Raw genomic sequence first — 21,632 nt, forward strand, 5'->3', positions numbered from 1 at the left:
TCTAGCGTCAGGCCGATACTGGCGTATATTCCGGCAGACTGCCGCTGTCCTGCGCGCTCACCACGGCCATCCGCACCGCCGGGCGCCGCCCGCTGAGATAGACCGCGAAGACGACGTCGTCCTGCTCGTGGTTGCGGAAGGCGAAGAAGCGCCAGCACAGCTCGCGCCAGCTGTCGTACGGCTCGGCCGAGGACAGCTCGTCCCGATGAGCCCGCCAGGTGCCGCTTGCCCGGAGCAGGGCGAGGGTGACCGACTCGGCGGGGCCGCGGCGCTGCTCGCACGGCGCGCGGTAGCGTACCCGATCGATCATCTCCTCGATCTCCGGCGACAACACGACGAGGACGAGCAGCCCGGCGGCCGTCAGCCACGACGGCCGGGTCACCGCCACCCAGCCCGTCACCGGCGCCCACAGCGAGAGCGAGGCCATCCCGGTCAGCACGACCGTCCGGGCGATCGAGCGCAGTCCGACCGGCGCCGAGCTCACCTCGCCGAAGCAGCCGCAGCCCGCATCGGGCCGCCGTCTGCGCAGCTCCAGCAGCACGTACGTGGACAGCGCGAAGAACGCGAGCGTACCCCACCGGAAGATCGCATGCGTGCTCAGCAGCAGCCCGACGGCCAGCACCATCTCACCGGCCGCGCAGACCAGCAGCGCGGGCGCCTGCATGCGGCCCGGCACCAGGACCGCCGGCCCCAGCCTGGACAGCGCCCCAGGCTCGCCGCCGGATCGTGCCGTGCTCACCTTGGCCACCGTGCCCAGGACGAGTAGCACGATCAGGATCGGCAACTGCGATTCCAACACGCGTGTCACCCCAATCCGATCTGAGCGTTGAAGCAGCCTTTCACCAAATCGCCGCCGAGTTCCACATAGGCGAACGGCGACAACTCCGCGATCCGCCCGCGTGGCGAGGTGTCGCACTCAACGCAGCGGTCGCAGAACCGCCCGGCCACGCACCCGCACGCCACCACCGGCACGTTGGCGGAGCGGTTGGAGCAGACGTTCCTGATCTGCAGGAGGGAGCCGAGGGCGAGGTAGGGCAGGCCCGCGCACGACGCGCCGACGTCCGGGCAGCCCGTGTCGGCCCGCTCCAGCATGGGATAGGCCGCCCCCCGCTCTTCCTCGTCGAACGTGTCCGACCACGTCGCGGTGCCCGAGATCCGCGACTGCAGGCCGGCATACGCGGGCGGCGGGTCCGGCACGGCCCGCGCCGGGTACGCCGGCTGCGAGGTCGCCGGCAGCAGGGCCAATCCTGCGCCGTCGCGCCTGACGCCGATCGCGTCGAACAGGTAGCCGGGCTCGAACTTGGGATGTCGCACCTGCAGCCGGCCCGACGCCCGGTAGGGGATGACGATCGTACGGTGCCCGCGATGCGGCCCGCAGTCGAGCTCCACCGTCAGGTCCTTGCGCCCGCTGATCGACAGGATCGTCCCGGTGATGCGCGTGGTGTCCGCCCAGATCCGCTCGACCACGCGCCCGTCGCGCAGGGCCCGCATCATGACCATGGAGCCCACGGGCAGATCGGCGGGTGCGGTGTCGCCGCCGTGCCAGGCGGTGGCCCACGGCGCGATGACGAGTCGCTCCTCCGTGCCGTCCGGGGTCTCGATGATGATGAGATGCGGGCTGACGTCAAGGACCTCCCCGGTGACCGCGTTGATGGGTTGTCCATCGCCTGGGTCAGGACCTGGTATGCCCGGATCGCGGCCGAGCGCGGCCGCGGCGAGCACCCGGCGGCGCTCGACGCTCGGATAGCCCATCCGCCCCTCCCTCGCTCGCTACTAGGTTCACACGACTCGGGGACCGCTCACGCCGGGTGGCGCAGAAGAGAGCAAAATACGCATCCCCTGGAGAAGGAGTTGACATCCCTCGGCGGAGAATCCGCCACCGACCTTGGCTTACCTTTATCGTCGGCGGGCCGAAACCTGAATTCCGGTTCAGGCCTAATAGGGCATGAGGCTGCGATTCTGGCCACGATGCAGACCACCGGTTGGGAAGAAGAGTTCCGCGAGTACGTCAGGACCCGCGGTCCGGCGTTGCTGCGCGCCGCTCACCAGCTCACCGGGCACCCGCTGGACGCGGAGGATTTGCTCCAGAACGCGCTGACCAAGACGTACCTGGCGTGGGAGCGCATCGAGGACCGGGGCGCGCTGGACGGGTACGTGCGGCGGGCGATGGTGAACATCAACATCTCGCAGTGGCGGCGGCGCAAGCTGGAGGAGTATCCCTCCGACGAGCTGCCGGAGATCGTCACCGACCCCGTGGTGTGGGGGGAGGTGCACGAACGGCTGGAGCAGGCGCTGGAGGAGCTGCCGGAGCGGATGCGGGCGGCGATCGTGCTGCGGTATTACGAGGACATGACGGAGCCGGAGATCGCCAGGAAGCTCGGGATCAGCGTCGGCACGGTCAAGAGCACGGTGTCGCGGGGGATGGCCAAGCTGCGGACCGCTTTGGGACTGGGAGGATGATCCGCTTCGGGTCTGGGCGTGGTCAGGAGGTGGAGGAAGAAGCCGAGTCGACCGCGACCTCGCGCTCGGCGGGGGTGGGGGCGGGGACGTGGGCCCTTTGGGCCCTTTGGTCCGGCGAACCTGCCGTCAGAGCCTCCACGCAGGCCTCCACCCCGCCCTCCACTCCGGCCTCCCCCGCGCCGGCGGTGGCGCAGGGCCGCACCACATCCCGGATCTTCCGCAAAGTAGCCAGAAACGCCTCCAGCTCCTCCGCGTCGAGCAGGCTCGTGAAGGTGTCGTCGATGTCCTGCAGGTGCTGTGGCAGCACGGACTGCAGCCGCTCGCGCCCGGCATCGGTCAGCACGGCGTAGGACGCTCGGCGGTCACTGGGACACGCCCGCCTCCTCACCACCCCTTCGCGCTCGAGCCGGTCGACGACGCGGGTCACGCCACTCGTGGACAGCCCGGTCTGCGCCGCGAGATCACTCATCCGCAGCTGCTCCCCTGGGGACCGGGCCAGCCGCAGGACAGCCTCGAAGTCGATCTCCGACAACCTCGCCGCCGCGATCGCCGGCTGGAGCCTGGCCATGAGACCGGCATGCACTTCCGCCAGCAGCCCGACAGCCGTCAGCCGGGGGTCGTCAAAGTTCATCACGTTCATACCTTAACCGACGATAGTTGACGAGAGGAATATTCCTCGTGTAGACATTTGTTGCCGCAGACATCCGCAGTGCAACCTTCCTAATAAGGAGAACCCCATGACCACCCGCACCTGGGAGGCCCTGGCCATCCCCGCCGCCGGCACCTACAACCTGGACGCCGCCCACACCACCATCGGCTTCTCGGTCAAGCACATGATGGTCAGCAAGGTCCGCGGCCACTTCGGCGACTTCAGTGGCTCGGTCACGATTGCCGAGAACCCCTTGGAGTCCACCGCCGAGCTCACGATCAAGACCGCCAGCATCCACACCGGCGTCGCCGACCGCGACGGCCACCTGCGCAGCGACGACTTCCTGTCCGTCGAGAAGTTCCCGGAGATCACCTTCAAGAGCGCCCGCGTGGTCAGCCACTCCGGCGACGAGTTCACCGTGGTCGGCGACCTCACCGTCCGTGACGTCACCAAGGAGGTCGAGCTCACCGTCGAGTACGGCGGCGCGGGCACGAACCCGTGGGGTGCCGAGGTGTGGGGCTACTCGATCAGCGCCGAGATCGACCGCGAGGACTTCGGCCTGACCTGGAACCAGGCCCTGGAGACCGGCGGCGTGCTGGTAGGCAAGAAGATCAAGATCGAGATCGAGGGCGAGGCCAACCCCGCCGCCTGAGCCCATGCTCTGTCCGGCTACGGTTATCCACAGCCCGTGAAGCCCGCCCACGCTCTGGGCGGGCTTCATCCACAACCAGTTACCCACAGCCTGTTGATAACTCTTGGTGAACGCTGTGGATAGGTGGGGAGTGGAATCGCTTTGCCGCCTCGCCAGAAGGCCGGTACGCTGTGCTGAGCCACAACGGCTTCCGGGAGGATTCGCCTAGTCAGGTCTATGGCGCCGCACTGCTAATGCGGTTTGGTGGCAACACCATCCGGGGTTCAAATCCCCGATCCTCCGCTGGCGAAAGGCCCTCTACCGAACTTCGGTAGAGGGCCTTTTTTTGATCTCTGTGGTCGCCAGGTTTGCAGTTGCCCGTCACGGGGCGTCCCAGAGGCCCCCTGGTCCATGCGATCGCTGGCGGCCTTCATCTGGAGCGTCGCTACATGGGTGTAGCGCTCTGTAGTTCCGGTCGGGCCGCAGGCCGGCGGGTAATTGGGTGGCTCGTGCCCGCCCGTGTTCCCTACTGTTTCCGCCATGCCGTCCTACGCTCATCCGCTGGCCTGGCTCTTGGCACTGGAAGGCGTGGCGCTGCTGCGTACGCAGGCCGGCGATCTCGGTGATGCGGCGTTCGTGGAGCAGCGGATCGCCGAGATCCGCAGACTTACCGCCGATCGGGACCTGGCGCTGAGCGCGGGCGCGGTCGTCGGCCGCGCCACCACGGTGGAGGGATATGCGCAGTGGGCCGATCAGTACGACTCCGAGGTCAACCCACTGATCGTGGCAGAGGAGCCACGAGTTCAGCACATCCTCAGCACGCTGCCGCCGGGCCGGGCTCTGGACGCCGCGTGCGGCACGGGAAGGCACGCCGCGTTCCTGGCAGGATTGGGGCATGAGGTCGTCGGCGTCGACTCCTCGGCGGAAATGCTCGCCCTGGCCAAGGCCAAGACGCCGGACGGCACGTTTCACCAGGCGGACCTGCGCGCCATGCCGGTCGAGCCTGCGAGCTTCGACCTGGTGGTCTGTGCGCTGGCCCTGACCCACCAGCCGGCTCTCGGGCCGGCGCTGAGCGAGTTCGCCCGGGTGACCCGGCCCGGCGGCCACATCGTGCTGTCGGACATTCATGTGCTGTCGCTGTACCTGGGGGGCGTGGCCAAGGTGGGCGGGCAGGACGGGGGCGTCCGGGCGATGCCGGCCAGCCGCTTCCTGGCCAGCGACTACATCGCCGCGATCCACGAGGCCGGGCTGGAGATAGAGGCATGTCATGAGCCCAGGTGGGGCGAGGTGCCCGGCGGGCACGGCGGCCCGCTGGCCCAGCAATGGTGCCCCGAGGCGGCCGCGGCCGCGTACCACGACACCCCCGCTCTGATCATCTGGCATCTCCGCCGCCCCCGGAAATGAGGCGACGAGGTGGGGTGTGGCGTGTGCGGTTCGGTGGCTCGGACGCGCGGAACTGGCAGAACTGGGCTGTGTACGGCAAAGCCGCCCGTGCCCTGATTACGAGGGCAATCAAAGTAGTGGACGAGCAGACGTCAGCTTCACCCTGACGAAAGCTGTCGCCCTTGCGTGAAACCGTCGAGGCGGTCATTTAGGGAGACCCGACCAGGTGTCGCGCCTGCAATCCTCCGGTGACAAGGTCGAGATCAGCGGTCGACGAAAATGATCCCATGAGAAGCTTATGCGCGCTGCTAGGCGTCCTGGCCCTGCTGCTCACGTCACCTCTGGCAGGCGCGGCACACGCACAGGCCAGCGGTTCACTGGCCCAGGTGATATCCGCGCTCAAGGGCGAGTTCGCAAAGAAGAGTAGTGTGCTGTTCTCTCAGAACACCCGCCGAGGCTTGACCTCGGACGCCAGCCTCACGGTTGCCCATGGCAAGCACCGCTTCGCCGCAAGGACAGGTGTTTACGCCAGCGATGTGACGGAGGCTTTCACAGCAGGTGATCAGGATGACCCGGTACCCTTCCGCGTGGTCAACATCGGTCGCGATAGCTACACCCAAAGCGGCTGGGACAGCCTGCCCAAGGGCAAGAAATGGAACCACTGGCGAGACAAGGAGGCTTTTCTCTGGTCACAAAACCTGGTGGACGCTCTTAACCCGAAATTCCTGCAACTGATCGCCGCTAGCGCCAAGAAGGTGCCCACCAAGGACCGTTACGACGGCGTACGCACATCCCGCTATGACGGCTCGGTGGAGGTCGGTTCCATTGGCTCGCGCAAGGCCGGCATCTACTACAGCGAGCGAGAAGGAGATTGGGACGGAGGCCGCGTCCAGTGGAAGCTCTGGTTGGGCCCGGATAACCTGCCCAGGCGTTTCCAAGCCGAGATCGTGTACGAGCCCTATGGCGCGGAGCAGAGAGCTGACACCGTGAGGATGAACGTCCTCTACAAAGGCTGGGGAACGCCTGTGCACATCACCGCCCCTCCCAAGAGGCTCGTGGTCGAGGCTGAATGAGCCCACCGCCGAGGTGTCCCGAGCGCCGCCAACATCACCCTCATGTCGCTGTGCCAGATGGCACCGTGATGGCACAAACGACCCCGCACCGTGCCATCGGAGTCCCAACCAAACAAGCAGTAGCCCTTGACCTCCTGAAACGCCATGAGGCCGAACGGAAACGAACACGTCATAACGAGGTTTAAGGGACTGCCAATGCGGTTTGGGTCTACCGCCCATCCGGGGTTCCAACCCCCGATCCTGCCCGTGCTCGGGGCTGTGGCTACATGGGTGAGTTCTCACGACCACGTCAGGTGTCTGTTTGCGGAGATATCGCGGCTACCTGGCAGACTGGGCGCCCGTGACCCGCTCTGACCTGGCTCGCAGAATTCATTCCGCATCCCACCTCACTGGCCACTTCGTGCTCCGCTCGGGACGTACCACCACCGAGTACTTCGACAAGTACAAGTTCGAGGGCGATCCCGTCCTCCTAGATGACATCGCTCGAGCGATGACTCCCCTGGTCCCGGGGGATATCGAGGTGTTGGCCGGGCTCGAGATGGGCGGGATCCCGGTGGTGACTGCCCTCGGCCGGCATACCGGTTTGCCGTGCGCTTTCGTACGCAAGCAGGCCAAGACGTACGGGACCTGCCGCCTGGCCGAAGGTGCCGATGTGTCGGGACGGCGGGTTCTGGTCGTTGAGGACGTCGTCACCAGCGGTGGCCAGATTGTTTTGTCCACCGCCGATCTTCGTGGCCTAGGGGCGCAGATTAGCGAGGCATTGTGCGTCATCGACCGCGAACAGAGAGGTGCGGCAGCGCTGGCCGCAGAAGGCATCAGGCTTTCGTCACTGTTGACGGCCACCGACCTGCACGCGATCAGGTGATCCACAGGGCCGACAACCAACTCCTCGTTCGGGGATCGGCTCCATGCACATGCCGTCCAACCGGACGACCATTAGCAGGGCGAAGCAGAAGGCGTGCAGTAGAGGTCACTGGCACTGTGCGTCCCCCTAGTTCAGGACGCGATTGCGGCCTTCGGCGAGGAGATGCTGCACGCGGCCCACGAGCTGAACGGGCCGACCTACGCACACGCCATCGTGACGACGGCGGAACTCCTCACGGCGATTCGGCCGGCGCGATGAAGAGAGGCGGGCGGTTGGGCGGGGTCAGGGGCCGGGCATCGGCAGCAGGGCCAGGTGATCGCTGGTCACCAGGTTGAACTTCAGCGCGAGGGAGACCAGCGCGTGGCGCTGCCAGTCGGCCTTGCCCTCGCCGCCCTGCGGGCCTTTGACATGGAGCTTGTTCTCGGCCAGGTAACCGATGTGGAAGCCGATGGCGCTCCGGCTCAGCCCCAGGTCGGGGAGTCTTTCGATGATCTCGGGGATCGTCGGTATGCGGGAGGTCGACGGGTCGCGCAGGCGTGGCTCACACAGTGCCACCAGGATGCGGAAATACTTGGCGTTCTGGTCGAGGGGGTAGGCGACCTGCGTGGCCGTCCCGCCATCGGTGTCGGGTGACGGCACGTGTACGTGCTGCGGCGCGAACACCAGGAACGAGATCGTGCCGTCGACCGCGGGCAGGCACACTCGGGAGAACTCGAACGGGATCGGCGCGCCCATCCGGCCCGGCGGTACCTTCACGAACTCTCCGCCGCCCTCGGGGTTCTCCACGACGTACGTCTTCGACGTACTGAGGTTGGAGAGCAGCCAGTAGTCGCCCACTGCGACGATCTTGCCGGCCCGGCGGGAGACCGCGGGGTCGTCGAGCATGATGTCCACTGGGGAGCCGGGAGTCCCGCGCCCGAAGAACGCCTGCTCTCCGGGCGCGAGCTCCAGCGAGTACGGCCGGTCGCCGGTCGGCGCCGCCGCCATCTGGATCAAGATCGTGCTGTGCATCGGCGGGACCCTACTCGCATGCCGGTGACGGTGTCCAGGTCATTCGGGCAGCGGCTTGCCGCCCGGGCGCGGGCACGTGCGCAGGCCGGCGTCGGGCTCGTTGTTGCCGCCGCCGCGGAAGTAGACCTCGCTGACGTATCCCCATTGATTGTTGTCGGCCATGGTGGAGGCCCACCAGTAGTTGCGGTAGCCGCCGCGCTCGTAACTGGCGCCCGTTTTCTGGCACAGGTACCAGTCGCCCCCCGCCGGATTGATGGTGCCGACGATCCTGCCCTTCGCGGGTGACGCATAGACCGGGATGCTCCCGCTCGGTGACCAGTCGGGGCAGTTCTGAACCGTACGGCCGTTGTGCTGGTACTGCCGGCCGCACGGCTGTGCGTCTCCCGCGGCGGCCTGCGCGGCCGGAGCGGCGGTGGCCAGGCCCGCCAGCGCGACGGACATGGCGATCGCGGCCTGTCGCTTTCTCATGATGATTCCCTCCCCGTTTCGGTGTCGCTGCGTCGATCCTGCGGGCGGAGGGCGGATTCCGTAACCTGGCAGCTGCCAGGGCACGTGGACGAAGCCCTGACCATCGGCCATGATGAGCTGAATGACGGCTCCTTCCCACGCAGGTCGTTACCGGATCGAGCAGCTCATCGGCGTCGGGGGTTTCGCCTCCGTCCATCTGGCCCACGATGACGAGTTGCGCTCGCCGGTGGCGGTCAAGATCCTCGCAGAGAACTGGGCCCGGCAGACCGACGTGCGTGAGCGCTTCCTCCAGGAGGCGCGGCTGCTGCGCAGGGCCGACTCCCACCTGCTCGTGCAGGTCTTCGACATCGGCGAGCTCGACGACGGCAGGCCGTACTTCGTGATGACGTACGCCGACCGCGGCACCCTCGAGGAGCGCCTGGCCGGCCGGCTGTTCACCATCGACGAGACGCTTGGCTTGATGCGCGACATCTGCCAGGGCGTGGCCGTGCTGCACAGCATCGGGGTCGTCCACCGCGACCTGAAACCGTCGAACGTGCTGTTCTGCTCGCGGCCGGAGGGCGGTGAGCGGATGATGGTGGCCGACCTCGGCATCGCCAGGTCCACCGCCCACCTGAGCGGGCTGACGCTGCCCGCGGGCTCGCCCGGCTATCAGGCCCCCGAGCAGCTCTACTTCGACGGGGCGCCGGACGCGCGCGCCGACGTGCACGGACTGGGGGCGCTGACGTATCACATGCTCACCGGCCAGGTGCCTGCCAAGCCGGAGCAGCGGGTGCCACCGAGCGCGCTGCGGCCCGAGGTGCCGGAGGTGATCGACGCCGCGGTGATGCGCGCCCTGGATCTTGACAGGGAGGCACGCTGGAACGATGCCGCTGCCTATGCCGCGGCCCTGTCGTCGTCGACGACCGTCTCCCCGCCGGAGACCCCGCCCGGAGCGGCCCCAGCCGGAGCGGTCCCGTCCGGAGCCGTCTCGTCCAGGGCGGTCCCGTCCGAAAGCGAGCTGCCGCGCGAGGGGCGCAGGCCGGGGCGGCGGATCGCGATCGTCGGTGGCACGGCGGCGGCCGTCGTTGCCGCAGCGGCCGTCACCGCCGTGGTCGTCAACAGTGCCCAGAGCCCCGATTCGCCCGGCGGTATCGATGCGACGACGAGCCCGCCGCCCGCGAACGCCGATACCAGCACCTGGCTGCGCGACGACTCCGACATCCCCCGCCAGTATCGCGGGCCGATCGTCCAGGCGGGCACGTACTGCGAGCTGCCCGGCCTGAGCCCCGCCCTGATCGCCGCGATGCTCAAGGCGGAGTCGGGCTACGATCCCGGCCTGTCCGATCCTGAGAACAACGAGTACGGCATCGCCAGGTGGACACCCGAGGTGCTGTGGCACTGGCAGCCGGGCGGCCTGCAGAGTCCGAAGCCCACGCCGCCGCTCAGCCCCGAGCCGTCGATCGTGTCCATGGGGCGGTTCATGTGCACCCTGGGCCCTCGGGTCCAGGATCTGCCCGGAGACCCCGCGCTAAAGCTCGCCGCCCTCTACCGCAGCGGCGTCGACCCGCTGAAGCGGGCAGGCGGCATACCCGAGCGGTGGCGCGCATACACCGACAAGGTCTCCCGCTACATGCGCGACTACCAGCCGGCCTGAGCGTGACGCCGTTGAAGTACTGCAGCCGCACGCCAGTGAGATACAAGCACGACCGCCTAGCGTCATGCCCATGCGAAGAGTGGGCGTGGCGCTGGCGGCGCTGCTGGTCCTGACGGGGTGTGCGCGAGAGGCCGCGGACGAACGCCCCCAGGGCGCGCCGTCACCGAGTGCCTCAAGAACGTCCGATACCACCAGAAACAGGCTGCTGGGCGCGCTGGCCGACGTCTCTGGCGAGGGGCCCGCCGCGGCATACCTCGAATACGGCGAACCGGCCTGGTGGCGCGGCTTCGGTGGCTCCGGCGATAGGCGCCGATGGCTGCCCGCGGCCGGTTCCGGTCTCGGGAGCTTGGCCCATGCCGCGGCGGCGCTGCCGAAGACCACGGGCATGACGCCCGAGGCGGGTGCGCGGGCGATCGCGATCGGCGTGCCGCCGCAGCAGGCATTCCGGTTCGACGGCGGTGTCGACCCAGGCGCCGTACGGGCGAAGCTGGCCGCCCTCGGCGCCAAGCCCGGACGCTTGGGCGGCCACGACGGGTTCTCCTTCGCTCCCGATACCGAGATAGACCCCTCCCGCACGATCGTCCCCGGGGTGACCAACCAGCTCAACAAGGTCGTGGTCACCGACACCACGGTGGCGACGGCCACCGCCACCGGGCCGCTGGCGGCCGTCATGGGAAGTGGACCCTCGCTGGCCGACAGCCCGGATCATGCCGCGATGGCCGCCTGCCTCGGCGATGTCGCCGCCGCCACGATCATGGCGCCGTCGGTGCCGGGCTCCGTCACGCTGTACGGCGTGGGGCTGCGCCGCCCGGCCGGCCTGGGTGACCGGCCGGTCAACATCATCTGCGTGCTGCCCTCCGCGTCCACCGCCGCTGAGGTGGAGCAGTCGCTGACGACTCGGCTCACCCCGACGGCGAACACGCGCAACGGCGGGACGTACGGCGACTACGCAGCGGAGATCACCCACGACCGGGTCCGCGCCGACGGGCGCACGGTGCTGAGGACCGTCCTGACGCTGAACGACAGGGCAGACGTGCTATTCGTCAACCGGCTGCTGTACCAGGGCGAACTGGAGGCGCTGAGCAACCCATCCCGGTGAGGCTCCCGCTGATTATGGGCTCTCGCAGGTGAGGCGGGTCGCAGCCACGTGAGGAGGGCTGTGCATGTAAAATGAAGGCATGGCCAGGAACATGCAGATCCGCGATGTTCCCGACGACGTCGCCGACGCTATCGCGGCACGAGCTCGCGCCAAGGGGCAGTCCGCGCAGGCGTACATGCTGTCCCTTTTGGTGGCGGACACGCGCCGTTCTCGCAACATCGACCTCATAGCCCAGTTCGAAGGGCGTGACGACGGCATGCACAGCGCTCCGGGCCAGACTGCGGATCTCGTCCGCCAGTCGCGGGCCGAACGGGAGGAGCAGCTGGCTGAGTCCACCGGAGACTGCCGGTGCTCGTGATCGATGCCTCTGTCATGATCAACGCGCTGACTGACGACGGAGAAGCCGGTCGCGCTGCTCGTAAGGCCATCATGACCGACCCCGCCTGGATCGCGCCCGGCCACATGCCGAGCGAAGTCGCCCACGTCATCACCCGCCTCGTCAGGCAAGAACTGATCACCCAAGCGCGTGGGCGGAGCGCCTTCGAAGCGCTTGCCCAGACGGAGATCGAATTGGCCGATATCCGGCCTCTTCTGCCCCGTATTTGGCAACTGCGCGGCAATATCAAGGCCTACGACGCCGCCTACGTAGCCCTGGCCGAAATTGAGGGCTGCACCCTGGTGACCAGTGATGCGAAGCTCGGCGGCCTGCCGGTGGGCATCGGTTGCGACATTCGCCTCGTTTGAGCGCTCGGAGGCGGTGCGCAGGCGGGCGGGACTGATCGGTCCGACAACGTCAGCGCGTCATTCGAGGGGGATCAGGCGAGCCAGTTGGGCGGCGTTGATCTGGGCGTAGTCGCGGTAGCAGTTGTTCATGAGGACGTGGGTCGACTCGGCGTCCTCGGCAAGGCGCCGGAGTTTCGGCGCCCACTCCCGCAGTTCCTTCTCCTGATAGAGGTAGCCGAACCGCTCGTGGATGTCCTTGCTCGTCCATTTCTCCGAATGGCCATGGAAGCGCACCACGGCCAGGTCTGCCGTGGCCGCGAGGACGGGCGGGATGGAGTCGGGGTAGCCCTGGGGCATGTCCACACTCACGTACGGCAAGCCATAGGAAGTGAGGAAGTCCAGCGTCTCGGCCTGGTTCTCCTTGCTCATCCAGGTGTGGTTGCGGAACTCGACGCAGATGCGCAGCGGATCGCAGCGGGCCTTGCACTCCAGGATGTACTGCTTGTTGCCCTTGCTGATGGGGAACCAGCGCGGAAACTGGAACAGGATCGTGCCCAGCCGGCTCGAGTCGTGGAGCGGGGCCAGCGCCGTCAGGAAACGATCCCATACCTGATCGACCAGCTGCGGATCGAGGTCGCGGAGATAGAGGTTCTTCTTCGGCGCCTCTCCCAGTTGTTCGCGCAGGTCCTTGTACAGCGCCGTCGGCTTGGTCGGGTGCTGGGTCAGCAGGGAGAACGCCTTGATGTCGAAGGTGAAGCCGGCCGGGGTCCGGTCACGCCACAGCGAGACCGTGCTTTCCGCGGGCGGCGAGTAGTAGGACGAGTCCACCTCCACCAGGGGAAACCGGCTCGCGTAGTAGCTCAGTCTCTCCTGGGCGGAGGTGACATCGTCGGGATACCACCCCGAGGCCAGCAGTGTCTTGTCGGTCCACGAAGCGGTCCCCACCAGGATGCGGCCCATGTCCGCACCCGTACCCGAACCCTCAGTGTCGAGACGTCAGTCGAGGATGTGGGCGGTGGCGCGGGCGTAGCGGTGGCGGATTTCCGGGACGGCCTCGCCTTCGTACGTCGCCGTGTCCTCCACCTGCCAGTCCGGGGTGGTGAGGAGGGTCGCGGCCTGGTGTGCGGCGCCGTTGGCGACGTATTCGGCCGGTGGCGGCACGGTGATCGGGACGCCGAAGATCGTGGGGGCGATGCGGCGGACGGCCTCCGAGCGGGCGGCGCCGCCGATCAGGAGGACCCGCTCCGGGCGCATGGCCAGCGCGTCCAGGGCGTCGGCCAGGCCGCACAGCATGCCCTCGATGGCTGCCCGGGCCAGGTGGGCGGGGGTGGAGGTGGACAGGGTCAGGCCGTGGATGGAGCCGGTGGCGGTGGGGCGGTTGGGAGTGCGCTCGCCCTCCAAGTACGGCACCAGCGTCAGTCCGTCCGCCCCCGGAGGAGCCTGGAGGGCGAGGTCGCTCAGGTCGTTGAGACCGACTCCGGTGATGCGGGCGGCGGCATCCAAGACCCTTGCGGCGTTGAGCGTGGCCAGCAGCGGCAAGAACCGTCCCGTCGCGTCCGCGAAGCCGGCGACCGCGCCCGTGGGGTCGGCGCTGGGAGTATCCGCGACCGCGAAGACGGTGCCGGAGGTGCCGAGCGACACGACGACGTCACCGGGCTTGGCGCCCACGCCCAGAGCGGCGGCCATGTTGTCACCGGTGCCGGGGGCGATGAGCACCCGTCCCGGTCCGGCATCCGCACCCTGCGCGCCGGTGACCGCCGTGATGGCCTCTTCCGCCGGTCCCAGCACGCGCGGCAGCAGCGGCACCGCTCCGAAGGCGGCCTTCAGCAGGTCCGTACGGTAAGCGCCGGTGAAGGGCGACCAGTAGCCGGTGCCCGAGGCGTCGCCCCGGTCCGTGGTGAGGTGGGAGAGGGGTGGGAGCGGGGCGTCCTGCCAGCCCTCCCGGGAGAACGGCACACCTGAGGTGAGCGCGCCGGCCAGCCGCCACGTGAGCCAGTCGTGCGGCAGGCACACCGCCGCCGTGCGCCGCGCGTTGGCAGGCTCGTGCTCGGCCAGCCACCGCAGCTTGGTGACCGTGAACGAGGCCACCGGCACCGAACCGGCCGCGTCCGCCCACGCCTGCGGGCCGCCCAGCTCCGCGATCAGGTCGAGGGCGGCCTGGGCGGAGCGGGTGTCGTTCCAGAGGAGGGCGTCGCGTACGACATTTCCGGACTCGTCCAGGCAGACCATGCCGTGCTGCTGCCCGGCGACACTGATGGCCGCCACGCCGTCCAGCCCGCCGGCCTCCTCGATGGCCTGCAGCAACGCCGACCACCAGTGCGACGGGTGCACCTCCGTGCCGTCCGGATGCGGTGCCCGGCCCTGCCGCACCAGCGTGCCCGTCTCCGCGTCACGAATGACGACCTTGCAACTTTGTGTCGAAGAATCGACCCCTGCGACCAGCGTCACCCACGAACTCCTAACAAGTGCTCCAGCGCAAGCTGGTTGAGATGCGTGAAATGGTATCCGCGCTGAGCGGCCATGTCGGGATCGAAGTCGTCCCCGGACAGATCGGCCAGCGTCTCGCCACGGTTGAGCGTGGGCAGGCCGAGCTCCTCGACGCGGGCGGCCCGCAGGGCTTCACGGACCTCCGGGTCGGCCCGGAAGGTGCGCGCCTTTTCCCGCAGAATGAGGTAGGTGCGCATGTTGGCCGCCGCCGACACCCACACGTCGGAGGGGTCCTCCGTGCGCAACGGTTTGTAGTCGAAGTGGCGCGGGCCGTCGTAGCCGCCGTGCTCCAGCAGGTCCACCAGGTGGAACGCGCTCATCACGTCGCCGTGCCCGAAGACCAGGTCCTGGTCGAAGCGGGGGCCGTGCTGCCCGTTGAGGTCGATGTGGAACAGCTTGCCGTGCCACAACGCCTGCGCGATGCCGTGCACGAAGTTGAGCCCGGCCATCTGCTCGTGGCCGACCTCGGGGTTGAGTCCCACCATGTCGGGAAACTCGAGCTCGCCGATGAACGCCAGCGCGTGCCCGATCGTCGGCAGCAGGATGTCCCCGCGCGGCTCGTTGGGCTTGGGCTCGATGGCTAAGCGGAGGTCATAACCGCGCTCGCGTACGTAGCCGCACAGCAGGTCGATGGCCTCCTTGTAGCGGGCGAGCGCGGCCCGCACGTCCTTGGCCGCGTCGGACTCGGCACCCTCGCGTCCGCCCCAGCACACATACGTGCGGGCGCCCAGCGAGGCGGCCAGGTCGAGGTTGCGCGTCACCTTGCGCAGGGCGTATCGCCGCACGTCACGGTCGTTGCTGGTGAACGCGCCGTCGCGGAAGACGGGATGCGTGAACAGGTTGGTGGTGGCCATGGGCACTTTCAGCCCGGTCTCGGCAAGCGCTTTCCGGAAGGCCGCGATCGCCCGGTCGCGATCCGGCTCGACGGCGAGCAGGTCGTCGTCGTGGAAAGTGACGCCATAGGCTCCGAGCTCCGCCAGCCGGTGCACGCTCTCCACGGGATCGAGAGGCGCCCGGGTGGCGTCCCCGAACGGATCGCGTGCCTGCCAGCCGACCGTCCACAGACCGAACGTGAATCGATCATCAGGGGTTGGCTCGTACATGATTCGATGCTCCCCTGGCGATCAGTTGTTCACAAGCCCGACGGATCCCGTCCCACGCTGATCTCCTCGGCGATCTTGCGTAGCTCTGCCACCTCGAGGCCGGGAGCCTTGGGCAGGTCGCGCAGCAGCGCGTCCATGACCACGGGCACGGGCTGGCCGGCGAAGCGGCCCGCAATGCCATGGACGGCCCTGAACAGCGCCTCTTCGGTGTCGCGCATCGGCATCTCCTCGATCGGCTACGCCGAGAACGCTACGGCCTCCGCCCGACAGTTTTCTCGCTATCGCTCCAGCGTGTTCCCGTCGGCCGCGGAAACGATGGCCGAACAGATCTCGTCCAGTTCCCTTACCTGCTCGGGCTTGAGCACGTCGAACAGGGCGCGCCGCACCTCCTCCGCGTGCCCGGGAGCGGCGGAGGCGAGCGCGGCGTACCCCTCGTCGGTAAGCACGGCGAGGTTGCCGCGGCGGTCGGACGCGGCACGCTCGCGGCGCACCCAGCCGCGCTCCTCCAGGCGCGCCACCGCGTGCGAGAGGCGGCTCTGGGAGCACTGCGCCTGGGCGGCCAGCTCAGTCATCCGCATCGCCCGCCCGGGCGTCTCGGACAGGCGTACGAGGATCACGTAGTAGGCGTGCGGCATGTTCGCCTCCCGCTGGAGCTGGCGATCGAGCGCCTCGTTGATCAGCTGCGTCGCCGCCAGGAATCTCCGCCAGGTCTGCTGTTCGTCCTCATCCAGCCATCTGGTCACGGTCCCATTTTAGTTGAACTCTCATATACTTAGGGCGGGACTCTGCTGAAAGGGGATCACCATGCCGGTCCATCGGCTCAACCACGCCGTCCTTTACGTCCGTGACGTGGAGCGCAGCGTCGCCTTCTACCGGGAGGCGCTCGGCTTCGAGGTCGTGATGGGCATGCGGGGCGCCGCGTTCCTGCAGGCCCCCGGCTCGACGAACGACCATGACCTGGGCCTGTTCGAGATCGGCGAGAACGCCGCGCCGTCGCCGGCCGGCCGCACCTCCGTGGGCCTCTACCACCTGGCCTGGGAGGTCGACACCCTCGAGGAGCTGGAGCGGGTCGCCGCCAAGCTGGGCGAGCTCGGCGCGCTGGTCGGCGCGTCCGACCACGGCACCACCAAGGCGCTCTACGCCAAGGACCCGGACGGGCTGGAGTTCGAGGTGTCATGGCTGGTGCCGGCCTCGCTGCTGACCGACGAGATCCTGGCCTCCCGCGCCAGCATCCGCCCGCTCGACCTCAACGCCGACAAGGAGCGCTACGGCCCCCAGACGCGGGGCGGCGTGGGCGTGTCCATCCCGGCCTGAAGTACCGTGGCTGTATCGACTCCTTCTCGTCCCGGAGAACGGTCATGCAAAGCGATCCTGATCACCTGCTCGACGCCATCGACGGCGTCGTCGACGAGTGGGAGACGCTGAGCGCCGACGCCATGCGCTGGGCGCCTCCCGAGAGCAAGAGTCCCGATTTGGTGACCGAGATGACGGAGATCTTCGGTCCGCTGGTCAACGCGTTCTCCGAGGCGCTGCGGCCGGTCAGCGACGCGTTCGAGCGCGTCCTGCACGCCCTGGACGAGGACGACGACTAGCCCGTACGCCGCCGCCGGGCCCGCCGGGGGTAGGCCTTGGCCGTCTCGGCCAGCCGCGCGGAGTGTTCGGCCTGCTTGCGCCAGTGCCCGTACGCGTCACCGCGCTGCGCCAGCCTGTCGAGCTCGCGCATGGTCGTGAGCGGGATGAACGCCGGCTCGGCGTCCCGCCACGGCGTGCCGGGCAGCGGCATGAACGTGTGCGTGTGAATGCGCGCCCCGAGATCGGCCAGATCCTCGGCCAGCTTGAGCGAGGCGGCCTGATCGCTCTCGTCCTCGCCGGGCATCCCGAAGATGAAGTCGACGTTGGGCCGGAAGCCGTGCTCGACCGCGATCCTGACCGCATCGCGCACCGGCGAGGTGTCGTGCCCGCGCCCCGAGGCCGCCAGCACCTTGTCGGATCCCGACTGGGCGCCGATGATCAGGTTGTCGTTGGCCACGTACTTCTTGAGCAGCCGCATGGCCTCCGGCGTGACATGCTCGGGGCGCACCTCGGACGGGAAACTCCCGAAGAACACCCGCCCGTGCGGCGGCAGCTCCTCCTTGACCCCGGCCAGCAGCTCCTCCACCGCGCCGAGATCGGGGTCGGGGCCGGGGGAGCCGTAGGAGAGCGAGGTCGGCGTGATGAACCGGATGTCGCGCAGCCCTCTGTCCACCATGCCCCGCACGTGCTCACGCACGCTGTCGACCGACCGGTGCCGGAACTGGCCGCCGAACATGAAGGGCGTCTGACAGAAGCGGCATGTATAACGGCAGCCTCGGGTGATCTCGATCGGCCCGTTCCTGCCGACGAAGGACGGGAACGCGTCCAGCGGCAGCTGCGGCGCGGGCCTGGTGCGGAGCGCGACCCCGTCCTCGTCCTTGATCGCCAGCCCGGGGACCGTGGTGAGCGGCCGGTCGTCCTGCAGCGCGCGGACCAGCGCGATGATCGTCGACTCGCCCTCGCCGATCCCCGCCAGGTCCCAGCCCGCGTCGATGACCTGCTGCGGCTCCGCGGTCGCGTGCACACCGCCCGCGATGTGCAGCCCTCGGCCGCCGCTCAGTGCCTTGACCGTGGCCAGCTCGGCCGCCATGTCCTCGGCGTCCGGCGAGTAGAAGGACCAGAGCACCAGCACCCGGTCGGCCTCACTGGCCGTGATGTGCTCGGCGGTCTCCTCGGGAGTGGTGCCGAGCCGCAGGTCGTGCTCGATCTCCGCGGTCTCCAGGGCGGCGAGCAGCGCGTGCACGCCGTACGTCACCGCCTTGCGGTATCGGACCACCACACTGACGTCAGCCACCATTGGACTCTATGACAGGGCTGGGGACGCTCCGTGCACGCTGGAACGCCGCCCCTCCCCGCGCCGGGATTGACGCTAGACTCGTGCCATGCACTGGCGACATTGATGACTGACCAGAGGCCGGCGCGGGGCGCGCGGACCTCCGAGGCGACGAGCACTCGGAGTCCTCGTTCGTCCTCAGCTGGAAGGCCTCATGTTCGTCGCGAAACTTTACGCCTACGCATTCGTAGGCGAATTCATCCTGCTCTACCCGGTGTACACGCTGTTGTTCATCGACACCGGGCTGTCCGTGGCCGAGACCTCGTCCCTGTTCGTCATCTGGTCGGTGACCGGCATGGTGCTGGAGGTCCCGTCCGGCGCGTGGGCCGACGCCGTGTCCCGGCGTCTGCTCCTGTGCCTCGGCCCGCTCTTGGCCGGTGCCGGTTACGCCCTGTGGATCCTCTTCCCCTCCTATTGGGCGTTCGCCGTGGGCTTCGTGTTGTGGGGCGCTCAGGGCGCCCTCGTCTCAGGCGCCTACGAGGCCCTCGCGTACGAGGAGCTGGAGTGTCTCGGCCATGAGAGCCGGTACGCCACCGTCATGGGCAGGGCCGAGTCCGCCGGTCTCGTTGCGGCGGCGGCGTCGATCGGGCTCGCCACGCCGGTGTTCGCGGTCGGCGGGTATCCCGCCGTGGGGGTGGCCAGCGTGCTGGCCTGCGTTCTCGGCGCCGCCGTCGCCCTGACGCTCCCCGAGCACAGAACCCCCGGCGCCGTTACGGAGGGCAGCTATTTGGCGGTGTTGCGGGCCGGCATCGCGGAGACCCGCAGGGATCGAGGCGTGCTCCACGCGGTGCTGCTGGTCTCCTTCGTCACGGCGATCTGGGGAGCCCTGGAGGAGTACGTCCCTTACCTAGGCGTCGAGACCGGCGTGGCCAAGGCTGCCATCCCCTTACTGGTGCTCGTCGTCTGGATCGGCGCTACGGCCGGCGGCCTGCTGGCCGGCAGGGCGCAGGGCATGTCCGCCCGCGCCTACGCCCTGACGATCGGAGGAGCGGCGCTCGCCATGGCGGCGGGGGCCGTGAGCGGGCATCCGGCCGGGTTCGCGCTGATCGCGGTGGCGTTCGGGGCGTTCCAGTTGGCCGGCGTGGTGGCCGACGCGCGGCTCCAGGAGCGGATCACCGGTCCTTCCCGGGCCACCGTGACGTCGGTCGCCGGCCTGGGGACGAATGTGGTCACCCTGGCGGTCTACATGGCCTACGGGGCCGCCTCGTCGGGCTTGCCGCATGGTGTCGCGTTCGCCGTCCTGGTGGCTCCGTACGTGCTGATCGCCCTGCTGGCGGCCCGCCCGCCGACGCCGGCACCAGTTCAGTAGCGGGACGGGATCCGCTTGGGCAGAGGCGGCGGTTCCGGGGCCGCCGCCTCCACCGGCCCCTCTTCGGGCGGCGGTACGACCGGCTTCACCGCCGCCCGCCATCGGGATGGAAAGACCGAGGCGGTGAGCAGGATGCAGCCGACCACGGGGGACCAGGTGTGGAGCAGCGTTTCGTAGCCCTGGAGATATTCGGCCGGCACGAACGCGTACCACAGCCGGTGGTCGCCCCCCATGCCCATGCGCACCTGCACCGTCACCCAGAAACCCGTGAAGGCCAGGCCGGGCAGCAGCGAGGCGAGCGGCGACACCCTCGACCCGGCCAGGACGCCGACGGTGACCACGGCGCCGAAGAACGCGGTCAGCGCTATCCAGCCAGCGATCGGCTGGGGCTTGTTGAGCCCGTACCCGAGCCCCGCGGCGATCAGTGGTGTGGCCAGCAGGCCCGCGCCCGCACCGAGCAAGTGACGAACACCGTTTCGCAAAGAGAACACCTCCAGCAATGGGACCTTACCGACCCGCCTCCCCGTTCACCTTTAAGGCGGTAAATGTCCGGTTCGAGACACGGCCAAAACCCGGCCATATCACCGAAATAGGGTCTCTTTGGTATCTGAACGGCCTTCGTACCCAGCCGTTACCTTGACAGCACCCCCACCCGAGGAGTGCACATGTTGAGAAAGCGCTCTGCGCTGGTAGGCGGCGTCATCTTAGCCGTCAGCCTGGCAACCCCGCTCAGCCCAGCAGCAGCTGACCCTGGAGCTCCGGCGTCTCAATCCGCCTCCCCAGCACCCCCCGCCATGGTCGACGCGCTCGAGCGCGACCTCGGCCTCTCCGAGGCGCAAGTCGTCACCCGGCTGGCCAACGAGGAACGCGCCGCGGCCGCGGAGTCCACGCTGACCGCCGAGCTCGGCGGGTCGTTCGGCGGCGCCTGGCTGAACGACGACGCCTCCAAGCTCATGGTCGCCACCACCGACCCCAACGCCGCCCCCGCCATCGAGGCGAAGGGCGCGCAGCCGGTCCTCGTCAAGCGCCCGCTGGCCGACCTCAACGCGGTCATGCAGAAGCTCGACGCGGCCCCGCGGCGGGCCACCGCCGCCGCCTCCCTCTGGTTCGTCGACGTCAAGACGAACACCGTCTCCGTCCAGGCGCCCACGGTCGAGGCCGCCGACGCCCTCGTCGCGGCCGCCGGCGTCGACCGGAGCCTGGTCACCGTGGCGGCGACGGCCGAGCGGCCGGGGACGTACATCGACATCATCGGCGGCGCGCCGTACTACATCGGCTCCAGCCGCTGCAGCGTCGGCTTCTCCGTCACCAGGGGCAGCACTCCCGGCTTCGTCACCGCCGGGCACTGTGGCCGGGCCGGCGCCAGGACCACCAACCCCACGGGCACCTTCCAGGGCTCGTCCTTCCCCGGCAACGACTACGCCTGGGTCGCCGCCCCCGGCAACAACGCGACGCCGTACGTACGTGGCTCCGGCGGCTCGCTCGTGACCGTCCGCGGCTCCACCCAGGCCTCGGTCGGCGCGTCCATCTGCCGCTCCGGCTCGACCACCGGCTGGCGCTGCGGCCTCATCCAGCAGCACAACGCCACCGTCCGGTACGCGCAGGGCACCGTCACCGGCCTGACCAGGACCAGTGCCTGCGCCCAGCCGGGCGACTCTGGCGGCTCGTTCATCTCGGGCAGCCAGGCCCAGGGCGTGACCTCCGGCGGCTCGGGCAACTGCACCACCGGCGGCACGACGTACCACCAGCCGGTCAATGAGATCTTGAGCGCTTACGGTCTCACGCTCCGAATCGGCTGACCGAAAACCCTCGCGCAGCGTGCCCCCCAGA

General features: G+C 68.8%; 25 protein-coding genes and 1 tRNA gene. 14 read left to right on the forward strand and 12 right to left on the reverse strand.

The window, feature by feature from the left end:
- Window positions 1–7: 7 nt before the first annotated feature.
- Window positions 8–799 (reverse strand): MauE/DoxX family redox-associated membrane protein, encoded by a 792-nt coding sequence (locus tag Q9G87_RS00425; RefSeq protein ID WP_305914116.1) that lies wholly within the window; start codon window positions 797–799, stop codon window positions 8–10.
- 5 nt (window positions 800–804) lie between these two features.
- Entirely contained in the window at window positions 805–1,752 is a 948-nt protein-coding gene (locus Q9G87_RS00430; protein WP_305914117.1) for a hypothetical protein, read from the reverse strand.
- A gap of 216 nt (window positions 1,753–1,968) precedes the next feature.
- Here Q9G87_RS00430 and Q9G87_RS00435 point away from each other — a divergent pair, with 216 nt between their 5' ends.
- Window positions 1,969–2,460, forward strand: a complete 492-nt coding sequence (locus tag Q9G87_RS00435) for a SigE family RNA polymerase sigma factor (protein WP_305914118.1) — start codon at window positions 1,969–1,971, stop codon at window positions 2,458–2,460.
- Between the two features lie 22 nt (window positions 2,461–2,482).
- On the opposite strand, the gene Q9G87_RS00440 is transcribed toward Q9G87_RS00435, so the two are convergent.
- Window positions 2,483–3,091, reverse strand: coding sequence for a MarR family winged helix-turn-helix transcriptional regulator (locus Q9G87_RS00440; RefSeq protein WP_305914119.1), 609 nt, complete (start codon window positions 3,089–3,091; stop codon window positions 2,483–2,485).
- A 106-nt stretch (window positions 3,092–3,197) separates the two neighbouring features.
- Between Q9G87_RS00440 and Q9G87_RS00445 the strand changes: the two genes are divergently transcribed.
- From Q9G87_RS00445 to pyrE, 5 genes are all read left to right on the forward strand, one after another.
- Entirely contained in the window at window positions 3,198–3,761 is a 564-nt protein-coding gene (locus Q9G87_RS00445; protein WP_305914120.1) for a YceI family protein, read from the forward strand.
- Between the two features lie 193 nt (window positions 3,762–3,954).
- Window positions 3,955–4,043 (forward strand) — tRNA-Ser (locus Q9G87_RS00450).
- Window positions 4,044–4,280: 237 nt separating this feature from the next.
- Window positions 4,281–5,144: a class I SAM-dependent DNA methyltransferase gene (locus tag Q9G87_RS00455; RefSeq protein ID WP_305914121.1), complete on the forward strand. Its 864-nt coding sequence runs from the start codon at window positions 4,281–4,283 to the stop codon at window positions 5,142–5,144.
- 266 nt (window positions 5,145–5,410) lie between these two features.
- Entirely contained in the window at window positions 5,411–6,196 is a 786-nt protein-coding gene (locus Q9G87_RS00460; RefSeq protein WP_305914122.1) for a hypothetical protein, read from the forward strand.
- Between the two features lie 340 nt (window positions 6,197–6,536).
- Window positions 6,537–7,061 carry an orotate phosphoribosyltransferase gene (gene pyrE, locus Q9G87_RS00465; RefSeq protein ID WP_305914123.1) on the forward strand — a complete coding sequence of 175 codons (525 nt, stop codon included), beginning with the start codon at window positions 6,537–6,539 and terminating at the stop codon, window positions 7,059–7,061.
- A 282-nt stretch (window positions 7,062–7,343) separates the two neighbouring features.
- On the opposite strand, the gene Q9G87_RS00470 is transcribed toward pyrE, so the two are convergent.
- Complete coding sequence (locus Q9G87_RS00470) at window positions 7,344–8,072, reverse strand: FHA domain-containing protein (protein ID WP_305914124.1); 729 nt, start codon at window positions 8,070–8,072, stop codon at window positions 7,344–7,346.
- 39 nt (window positions 8,073–8,111) lie between these two features.
- Window positions 8,112–8,540, reverse strand: coding sequence for a hypothetical protein (locus Q9G87_RS00475; protein WP_305914125.1), 429 nt, complete (start codon window positions 8,538–8,540; stop codon window positions 8,112–8,114).
- A gap of 121 nt (window positions 8,541–8,661) precedes the next feature.
- On the opposite strand from Q9G87_RS00475, the gene Q9G87_RS00480 reads away from it, so the two are divergent.
- The 4 genes from Q9G87_RS00480 (at window position 8,662) to Q9G87_RS00495 (ending at window position 12,019) form a co-directional block, all read left to right on the forward strand.
- Complete coding sequence (locus Q9G87_RS00480; RefSeq protein ID WP_305914126.1) at window positions 8,662–10,176, forward strand: serine/threonine-protein kinase; 1,515 nt, start codon at window positions 8,662–8,664, stop codon at window positions 10,174–10,176.
- Window positions 10,177–10,246: 70 nt separating this feature from the next.
- Window positions 10,247–11,275: a hypothetical protein gene (locus Q9G87_RS00485; protein ID WP_305914127.1), complete on the forward strand. Its 1,029-nt coding sequence runs from the start codon at window positions 10,247–10,249 to the stop codon at window positions 11,273–11,275.
- A 79-nt stretch (window positions 11,276–11,354) separates the two neighbouring features.
- Window positions 11,355–11,633: a FitA-like ribbon-helix-helix domain-containing protein gene (locus tag Q9G87_RS00490; protein ID WP_305914128.1), complete on the forward strand. Its 279-nt coding sequence runs from the start codon at window positions 11,355–11,357 to the stop codon at window positions 11,631–11,633.
- On the forward strand, window positions 11,624–12,019 hold the full coding sequence (locus tag Q9G87_RS00495) for a type II toxin-antitoxin system VapC family toxin (protein ID WP_305914129.1): 396 nt from the start codon (window positions 11,624–11,626) through the stop codon (window positions 12,017–12,019). The genes Q9G87_RS00490 and Q9G87_RS00495 overlap by 10 nt, the downstream gene beginning before the upstream one ends.
- Window positions 12,020–12,076: 57 nt before the next feature.
- Here Q9G87_RS00495 and Q9G87_RS00500 read toward each other — a convergent pair whose 3' ends face one another.
- The 5 genes from Q9G87_RS00500 to Q9G87_RS00520 are packed head-to-tail and all read right to left on the reverse strand — an operon-like array spanning window position 12,077 to window position 16,331.
- Complete coding sequence (locus tag Q9G87_RS00500) at window positions 12,077–12,958, reverse strand: DUF72 domain-containing protein (protein ID WP_305914130.1); 882 nt, start codon at window positions 12,956–12,958, stop codon at window positions 12,077–12,079.
- Window positions 12,959–12,994: 36 nt separating this feature from the next.
- The gene (locus Q9G87_RS00505) at window positions 12,995–14,446 is read right to left on the reverse strand and encodes a xylulokinase (protein WP_305914131.1); all 1,452 of its coding nucleotides are present in this window, start codon (window positions 14,444–14,446) and stop codon (window positions 12,995–12,997) included.
- Window positions 14,443–15,588: a xylose isomerase gene (gene xylA, locus Q9G87_RS00510; RefSeq protein ID WP_305914132.1), complete on the reverse strand. Its 1,146-nt coding sequence runs from the start codon at window positions 15,586–15,588 to the stop codon at window positions 14,443–14,445. The genes Q9G87_RS00505 and xylA overlap by 4 nt, the downstream gene beginning before the upstream one ends.
- A gap of 29 nt (window positions 15,589–15,617) precedes the next feature.
- On the reverse strand, window positions 15,618–15,806 hold the full coding sequence (locus Q9G87_RS00515) for a hypothetical protein (RefSeq protein WP_305914133.1): 189 nt from the start codon (window positions 15,804–15,806) through the stop codon (window positions 15,618–15,620).
- A 60-nt stretch (window positions 15,807–15,866) separates the two neighbouring features.
- Window positions 15,867–16,331, reverse strand: coding sequence for a MarR family winged helix-turn-helix transcriptional regulator (locus Q9G87_RS00520; RefSeq protein WP_305914134.1), 465 nt, complete (start codon window positions 16,329–16,331; stop codon window positions 15,867–15,869).
- A gap of 61 nt (window positions 16,332–16,392) precedes the next feature.
- Between Q9G87_RS00520 and Q9G87_RS00525 the strand changes: the two genes are divergently transcribed.
- Together Q9G87_RS00525 and Q9G87_RS00530 are read left to right on the forward strand one after the other, a co-directional pair.
- The gene (locus Q9G87_RS00525; protein WP_305914135.1) at window positions 16,393–16,902 is read left to right on the forward strand and encodes a VOC family protein; all 510 of its coding nucleotides are present in this window, start codon (window positions 16,393–16,395) and stop codon (window positions 16,900–16,902) included.
- A 44-nt stretch (window positions 16,903–16,946) separates the two neighbouring features.
- Window positions 16,947–17,180 carry a hypothetical protein gene (locus Q9G87_RS00530; protein WP_305914136.1) on the forward strand — a complete coding sequence of 78 codons (234 nt, stop codon included), beginning with the start codon at window positions 16,947–16,949 and terminating at the stop codon, window positions 17,178–17,180.
- Here Q9G87_RS00530 and Q9G87_RS00535 read toward each other — a convergent pair.
- On the reverse strand, window positions 17,177–18,454 hold the full coding sequence (locus tag Q9G87_RS00535; protein WP_371825708.1) for a TIGR04013 family B12-binding domain/radical SAM domain-containing protein: 1,278 nt from the start codon (window positions 18,452–18,454) through the stop codon (window positions 17,177–17,179). The two genes, Q9G87_RS00530 and Q9G87_RS00535, sit on opposite strands and share 4 nt — an antisense overlap.
- A gap of 193 nt (window positions 18,455–18,647) precedes the next feature.
- On the opposite strand from Q9G87_RS00535, the gene Q9G87_RS00540 reads away from it, so the two are divergent.
- The gene (locus tag Q9G87_RS00540) at window positions 18,648–19,802 is read left to right on the forward strand and encodes an MFS transporter (RefSeq protein ID WP_305914138.1); all 1,155 of its coding nucleotides are present in this window, start codon (window positions 18,648–18,650) and stop codon (window positions 19,800–19,802) included.
- On the opposite strand, the gene Q9G87_RS00545 is transcribed toward Q9G87_RS00540, so the two are convergent.
- Window positions 19,796–20,284: a hypothetical protein gene (locus Q9G87_RS00545; RefSeq protein ID WP_305914139.1), complete on the reverse strand. Its 489-nt coding sequence runs from the start codon at window positions 20,282–20,284 to the stop codon at window positions 19,796–19,798. The two genes, Q9G87_RS00540 and Q9G87_RS00545, sit on opposite strands and share 7 nt — an antisense overlap.
- A gap of 312 nt (window positions 20,285–20,596) precedes the next feature.
- Here Q9G87_RS00545 and Q9G87_RS00550 point away from each other — a divergent pair, with 312 nt between their 5' ends.
- Window positions 20,597–21,601, forward strand: coding sequence for a S1 family peptidase (locus Q9G87_RS00550; protein ID WP_305914140.1), 1,005 nt, complete (start codon window positions 20,597–20,599; stop codon window positions 21,599–21,601).
- Window positions 21,602–21,632 lie beyond the last annotated feature (31 nt).

This window comes from Nonomuraea turcica, from assembly GCF_030718205.1.
GTDB lineage: Bacteria > Actinomycetota > Actinomycetes > Streptosporangiales > Streptosporangiaceae > Nonomuraea.

What these genes read in the sequence shown, in the direction of transcription:
- Q9G87_RS00430 (WP_305914117.1), bottom strand. Translation starts at nt 1,752, where the DNA reads ATGGGCTATCCGAGCGTCGAGCGCCGCCGGGTGCTCGCCGCGGCCGCG.
- Q9G87_RS00460 (WP_305914122.1), top strand. Translation starts at nt 5,411, where the DNA reads ATGAGAAGCTTATGCGCGCTGCTAGGCGTCCTGGCCCTGCTGCTCACG.
- Q9G87_RS00440 (WP_305914119.1), bottom strand. Translation starts at nt 3,091, where the DNA reads ATGAACTTTGACGACCCCCGGCTGACGGCTGTCGGGCTGCTGGCGGAA.
- Q9G87_RS00525 (WP_305914135.1), top strand. Translation starts at nt 16,393, where the DNA reads ATGCCGGTCCATCGGCTCAACCACGCCGTCCTTTACGTCCGTGACGTG.
- Q9G87_RS00445 (WP_305914120.1), top strand. Translation starts at nt 3,198, where the DNA reads ATGACCACCCGCACCTGGGAGGCCCTGGCCATCCCCGCCGCCGGCACC.
- Q9G87_RS00475 (WP_305914125.1), bottom strand. Translation starts at nt 8,540, where the DNA reads ATGAGAAAGCGACAGGCCGCGATCGCCATGTCCGTCGCGCTGGCGGGC.
- Q9G87_RS00455 (WP_305914121.1), top strand. Translation starts at nt 4,281, where the DNA reads ATGCCGTCCTACGCTCATCCGCTGGCCTGGCTCTTGGCACTGGAAGGC.
- Q9G87_RS00470 (WP_305914124.1), bottom strand. Translation starts at nt 8,072, where the DNA reads ATGCACAGCACGATCTTGATCCAGATGGCGGCGGCGCCGACCGGCGAC.
- Q9G87_RS00540 (WP_305914138.1), top strand. Translation starts at nt 18,648, where the DNA reads ATGTTCGTCGCGAAACTTTACGCCTACGCATTCGTAGGCGAATTCATC.
- Q9G87_RS00435 (WP_305914118.1), top strand. Translation starts at nt 1,969, where the DNA reads ATGCAGACCACCGGTTGGGAAGAAGAGTTCCGCGAGTACGTCAGGACC.
- Q9G87_RS00480 (WP_305914126.1), top strand. Translation starts at nt 8,662, where the DNA reads ATGACGGCTCCTTCCCACGCAGGTCGTTACCGGATCGAGCAGCTCATC.
- Q9G87_RS00490 (WP_305914128.1), top strand. Translation starts at nt 11,355, where the DNA reads ATGGCCAGGAACATGCAGATCCGCGATGTTCCCGACGACGTCGCCGAC.
- Q9G87_RS00500 (WP_305914130.1), bottom strand. Translation starts at nt 12,958, where the DNA reads ATGGGCCGCATCCTGGTGGGGACCGCTTCGTGGACCGACAAGACACTG.
- xylA (WP_305914132.1), bottom strand. Translation starts at nt 15,588, where the DNA reads ATGTACGAGCCAACCCCTGATGATCGATTCACGTTCGGTCTGTGGACG.
- Q9G87_RS00550 (WP_305914140.1), top strand. Translation starts at nt 20,597, where the DNA reads ATGGTCGACGCGCTCGAGCGCGACCTCGGCCTCTCCGAGGCGCAAGTC.
- Q9G87_RS00515 (WP_305914133.1), bottom strand. Translation starts at nt 15,806, where the DNA reads ATGCGCGACACCGAAGAGGCGCTGTTCAGGGCCGTCCATGGCATTGCG.
- Q9G87_RS00530 (WP_305914136.1), top strand. Translation starts at nt 16,947, where the DNA reads ATGCAAAGCGATCCTGATCACCTGCTCGACGCCATCGACGGCGTCGTC.
- Q9G87_RS00485 (WP_305914127.1), top strand. Translation starts at nt 10,247, where the DNA reads ATGCGAAGAGTGGGCGTGGCGCTGGCGGCGCTGCTGGTCCTGACGGGG.